Origin of the sequence: Mesorhizobium sp. M1E.F.Ca.ET.041.01.1.1, assembly GCF_003997355.1 — a bacterium.
In the GTDB taxonomy this organism is placed as follows: domain Bacteria; phylum Pseudomonadota; class Alphaproteobacteria; order Rhizobiales; family Rhizobiaceae; genus Mesorhizobium.
In genome coordinates this window covers 1-5,405 of sequence record NZ_RZSL01000433.1, presented here as the reverse complement: position 1 = coordinate 5,405, position 5,405 = coordinate 1, and the positions used below count along the sequence as shown (strand labels likewise).

Annotated in this window: 5 protein-coding genes; 3 read left to right on the top strand and 2 right to left on the bottom strand. The window is 63.9% G+C overall.

Annotated features, from left to right (window positions below; all coding sequences use genetic code 11):
• Positions 1-737, bottom strand: a 737-nt coding sequence (gene bhcR, locus EOA38_RS26925) for an HTH-type transcriptional regulator BhcR (protein WP_145966078.1), incomplete at its 3' end; no start/stop codon positions are given.
• 205 nt (positions 738-942) lie between these two features.
• Here bhcR and gcl point away from each other — a divergent pair.
• The 3 genes from gcl to EOA38_RS26910 all read left to right on the top strand — a co-directional run bounded on the left by gcl (position 943) and on the right by EOA38_RS26910 (position 4,630).
• Positions 943-2,724 (top strand): glyoxylate carboligase, encoded by a 1,782-nt coding sequence (gene gcl / locus EOA38_RS26920; RefSeq protein WP_127300661.1) that lies wholly within the window; start codon positions 943-945, stop codon positions 2,722-2,724.
• A 27-nt stretch (positions 2,725-2,751) separates the two neighbouring features.
• Positions 2,752-3,549 (top strand): 2-oxo-tetronate isomerase, encoded by a 798-nt coding sequence (otnI, locus tag EOA38_RS26915; protein WP_127300660.1) that lies wholly within the window; start codon positions 2,752-2,754, stop codon positions 3,547-3,549.
• A gap of 196 nt (positions 3,550-3,745) precedes the next feature.
• Positions 3,746-4,630 carry a 2-hydroxy-3-oxopropionate reductase gene (locus EOA38_RS26910; RefSeq protein WP_127300659.1) on the top strand — a complete coding sequence of 295 codons (885 nt, stop codon included), beginning with the start codon at positions 3,746-3,748 and terminating at the stop codon, positions 4,628-4,630.
• A gap of 83 nt (positions 4,631-4,713) precedes the next feature.
• On the opposite strand, the gene EOA38_RS26905 is transcribed toward EOA38_RS26910, so the two are convergent.
• Positions 4,714-5,405, bottom strand: a 692-nt coding sequence (locus tag EOA38_RS26905) for an RNA methyltransferase (protein ID WP_145966077.1), incomplete at its 5' end; no start/stop codon positions are given.

Genomic DNA, 5,405 nt, shown 5'->3' with positions numbered 1-5,405 from the left:
GGCGTCACCCTAACGGTTGGGCCGGACACCGAAACGCCGCCGATCGGCTCGCCGAACTCGTTGAAAATGGCGGCGGCCACACAGCGCATGCCGGGATGGCGTTCCTCGTCGTCGACCGACCAGCCGCGATGCTTGATGGTCGCCAGATCGTGGGCCAGCGCCGAGATGTCGGAGAGCGTCTTGTCGGTGTAGCGCTGCAGGCCTGCCTTGCGCAGGATTGCGGCGACCCGCTCGGGCTCGAGATGCGCCAGCACCGCCTTGCCGATGCCCGAAGCATGGAAGGAACTGCGCGTGCCCGGCCGGAAGAAGGCGCGGATCGCCTGATGCGTCTCGACCTGGCTGACGAAGACGACGCAATCGTCCTCGGCAACGCCGAGATTGGCCGTCTCGCCGGTTTTCTCCATCAATTCCTGCATGACGACGCGGGCGCGGTCGACCAGTTTCCTGCGGCGCAGGAAGGCAGCGCCCATGCGATAGGTCTCGACGCCGATCGACCAAAGCTGGTCGGTCGTGTCGAATTCGACCATGCCGTGGTTCTCCAGCGTCGTCAGCATGCGGTAGGCGGTGGAGGCGGCAATCCCGCTGCGCTCCGCGATCTCGCTCAAGGACAGCCCGCTGGCGTCGGCGACGATCGCCAGTATGCGCAGCGCCCGGTCGAGCGACTGCACGGACGTCGCCTCGGACGGACCATTGAAAGCGCGCGGCCGGCCGCGCTGGCGCTTTTCGCTTGTTTCCATGTGCCCATTCTCGCCGATTTCCGGCTGAGCGCAATGAAAAAGTATTTCACGAATTTCCGAAAGTGATTTTCTGGAAAACAGAAAGCGTAGCGAAATCAGATGGTAAGAGAGGTTTTCTAGAAATGAAAAAATATTCTGAAAAAATTGAAAAATAGAGAGCGCGCTGGCATTCTCAGGCCAGTAAACAAATTCTCGGAGGCTTGAAATGGCCAGGATGCGCGCTGTCGACGCCGCGGTTCTCGTTCTTGAAAAGGAAGGCATCACCAATGCCTTCGGCGTGCCGGGCGCGGCGATCAACCCGCTTTATTCGGCGCTGAAGGCGCGCGGCACCATCCGCCATGTGCTCGCGCGCCATGTCGAGGGTGCCTCGCACATGGCCGAAGGTTTTACGCGGGCCAAGGCCGGCAATATCGGGCTCTGCATCGGCACCTCGGGGCCGGCCGGCACCGACATGATCACCGGGCTCTATTCGGCCTCGGCGGATTCCATTCCAATCTTGTGCATAACTGGCCAAGCTCCCCGCGCGCGCCTCAACAAGGAGGATTTCCAGGCCGTCGACATCGCCGCGATCGCAGCGCCCGTCGCCAAATGGGCGGTCACGGTCATGGAACCCTATCTGGTGCCGATGGCGCTGCAGAAGGCGTTCCACCTGATGCGCTCCTCGCGGCCGGGCTCGGTGCTGATCGACCTGCCGGTCGACGTGCAGCTCGCAGAGATCGAATTCGACATCGACGCCTACGAGCCGCTCGCTCCGTTCAAGCCGGCGATGACGCGCGCCCAGGCCGAGAAGGCGCTGGCGATGCTCAACCAGGCGGAAAAGCCGCTGATCGTCGCCGGAGGCGGTATCATCAACGCCGATGCTTCCGATTTGCTGATCGAGTTCGCCGAAGTCACCGGCGTGCCGGTCATCCCGACGCTGATGGGTTGGGGTTCGATCCCCGACGACCATCGGCTGATGGCCGGCATGTGCGGCCTGCAGACGTCGCACCGCTACGGCAACGCGACGATGCTGGAAGCCGACTTCGTCTTTGGCATCGGCAACCGCTGGGCCAACCGCCACACCGGCTCGGTCGACGTCTACACCAAGGGCAAGAAATTCGTCCATGTCGACATCGAGCCCACCCAGATCGGCCGCGTCTTCGCGCCGGATCTCGGCATTGTCTCGGACGCGGGCGCGGCGTTGAAGATCTTGCTCGATGTCGCCACCGAATGGCGCACGGCCGGCAAGCTGCGCGACTGGTCGGGCTGGGCCAAGGAATGCCAGCAGCGCAAGAAGACGATGAAGCGCAAGACGCATTTCGAGCAGGTGCCGCTGAAGCCGCAGCGCGTCTATGAGGAGATGAACAAGGCCTTTGCCCGCGACACCACCTACGTCACCACGATCGGCCTGTCGCAGATCGCCGGCGCGCAGTTCCTGCATGTCTATAAGCCTCGCAACTGGATCAATTGCGGCCAGGCCGGCCCGCTCGGCTGGACGCTGCCGGCCGCACTCGGCGTGCGCGCCGCCGATCCGGATCGGAATATCGTGGCGCTTTCCGGCGACTACGACTTCCAATTCATGATCGAGGAACTGGCGGTCGGCGCGCAGCACAAGCTGCCTTACATCCATGTCGTCGTGAACAACGCCTATCTCGGCCTGATCCGCCAGGCGCAGCGCGGCTTCTCGATGGATTACGAGGTGAGCCTCGCCTTCGAGAACGTCAACCGCGCCGACGATCCCGAGTCCGGCTACGGTGTCGACCATGTCGCCGTCGCCGAGGCGATGGGCTGCAAGGCTGTCCGCGTGCGCAAGCCGGAAGAGTTCGCCGGCGCGTTCAAGGAGGCTGAGCGGCTGATGAAGGAGCATCAGGTTCCGGTCGTTCTCGAATTCATCCTCGAGCGCGTCACCAACATTTCCATGGGCACGGAAATCGACAAGATCACCGAATTCGAGGAGCTTGCCGAGACCCACGAGGATGCCCCCACGGCCATTGTGATGCTGGACTAGGGCATAGCGGAAAGAAGGAGAAAAAGAATGCCGCGTTTTTCAGCCAATCTGTCGATGCTCTTCGGCGAGCATGAATTCCTCGATCGCTTCGATGCGGCAGCCCGCGCCGGCTTCAAGGGCATCGAATATATCGGCCCCTACGACCATGCGCCCGATGTCGTCGCCGCGCGCCTGAAGAAGAACGCCCTCAGCCAAGTCCTCTTCAACCTGCCGGTCGGCGACTGGGCGAAGGGCGAGCGCGGCATCGCCGCGCTGCCTGACCGCGTGCCGGAATTCCGCCAGGGTGTCGCCAAGGCGATCGCTTACGCCCACGCGCTGGGCTGCGAGCAGATCAACTGCCTTGCCGGCATCGCGCCGCAGGGCGCCGATCGCACCGTGCTGGAGAACGTCTTTGCCGAGAACCTCGCCTTCGCGGCCGAGAAGCTGGAGCAGGCCGGCATCAGGCTGCTGATCGAGCCGATCAATACCCGCGACATTCCGGGCTTCTTCCTGAACCACACGCACCAGGCGCTGGCGCTGATCGACCGCATCGGCTCGAAGAACGTGTTCCTGCAATACGACATCTACCACATGCAGATCATGGAGGGGGATCTCGCCCGTACCATCGAGGCGAACCTCGGCCGCATCGCGCATATCCAGCTTGCGGACAATCCCGGCCGTCACGAGCCGGGGACGGGCGAGATCAACTATCCCTTCCTCTACGAGCACATCGACCGTCTCGGCTATTCCGGCTGGATCGGCGCCGAATACAAGCCGAAGGCCGGAACGGAGGCAGGGCTCGGCTGGTTCCGGGAATTCGCCGGGCAGGGGAGTGCGGCGGCTTAGGTGCCAGGAATTGTGAAGCGTCGGCGCTTGCCCCTCACCCTTACCCTCTCCCCGTGAAGAACGGGGAGAGGGGGGCGCCGGCGCTGGAGCGCTCCCTTCTCCCCGTCACTACACGGGGAGAAGGTGCCGGCAGGCGGATGAGGGGCGGCGCCAACCCGTCGATACATTTGAAGAAAGACGTCTAGGGAGCAAGACAATGGAAACCATCGGCTTCATCGGGCTGGGCATCATGGGCGCGCCGATGGCGGGGCATCTGCTCGACGCAGGCTATCCGGTCGTCGCCAGCGACCATCGCTCCAAGCCGCCGGCCGATCTCGTCGCCAAGGGGCTGAAAACGGTCCGCGGCAATGACGCGGTGGCCAAGGCCGCCGACATCATCATCACCATGGTTCCGGATACGCCGCAGGTCGCCGAAGTGCTGTTCGGCGAGAACGGCCTCGCTTCAGGTCTGTCGAAGGGCAAGCTCGTCATCGACATGAGCTCGATCTCGCCGATCGAGACCAAGGAATTCGCCAAGAAGATCAACGATCTCGGCTGCGACTATCTCGACGCGCCGGTGTCGGGCGGCGAGGTCGGCGCCAAGGCGGCCTCGCTCACCATCATGGTCGGCGGCGAGGAAAAGGCGTTCGAGCGCGCCAAGCCCGTGTTCGAGAAGATGGGCAAGAACATCACGCTGGTCGGGCCGAACGGTGTCGGCCAGACCACCAAGGTGGCAAACCAGATCGTGGTGGCGCTCACCATCGAAGCCGTCGGCGAAGCTCTTGTTTTCGCCTCAAAGGCGGGCGCCGATCCGGCGAAGGTCAGGCAGGCGCTGATGGGCGGGCTCGCCGCCTCGCGCATCCTGGAAGTGCATGGCGAGCGCATGATCAAGCGGACCTTCGCGCCGGGCTTCCGTATCGAATTGCACCAGAAGGACCTCAATTTGGCGCTCGAAGGCGCCAAGGCGCTCGGCGTTGCGTTGCCCAACACCTCGACGACGCAGCAGCTGTTCAACTCCTGCGCCGCCAATGGCGGGGCCAAGGAGGATCACTCGGCGCTAGTCAGGGCGCTGGAGCGGATGGCTGGCCACGAAGTGGCCTAGCAGCGAATAGCGAATAGGGAGAAGCGAATAGAGGTTGCAGGCCCGAAGGCATCGTGTCCCGAATATTCGCTATTCGCTATTCGCTATTCGCTATTCGCTAGGAATTTCCTCGCCGCATAGAGGCTCACCGCCGCAGCGTTCGACACGTTGAGCGAGCGGATGGCGCCGGGCATGTCGAGGCGGGCGAGCGCGGTCACCGTCTCTCGCGTCTTCTGGCGCAGGCCCTTGCCTTCGGCCCCAAGCACCAGCGCGATCTTGTCGCCGTCGAATGTCTTTTCGAGCTCGGCCGGCCCGTCTGAATCGAGCCCGATCGTCTGGAAGCCGGCCTCGTGCAACTGGCCGAGCGCGTCGGCCAGGTTCTTCACCTCGATCTGGTCGATATGCTCCAGCGCGCCGGACGCCGATTTCGCCAGCACGCCCGATTCCTGCGGGCTGTGGCGCGCCGTGGTGATCAGCGCGCCGGCGCCGAAGGCAACCGCCGAGCGCAGGATCGCGCCGACATTGTGCGGGTCGGTGACCTGGTCGAGCACCAGCACCAGCGTCGTGTCGCCGAGCGCATCCAGGCGCTTGGGCTTCAGCGGCTCGGCCTCGATCAGCACGCCCTGGTGGACGGCATCCGATCCGGTGATCCTGTCGATGTCCTTCGGCTCGACCAGCTCAGCCTTGAAGGGCAGGCCGGCAAGGTCGGCGATCGCAAGCCGCTCGGCGGCGTTGCGGGTCACCAGCATCTTTCTGATCTTGCGCCGCTGATTGTCGAGCCCCGCACGCACCGTGT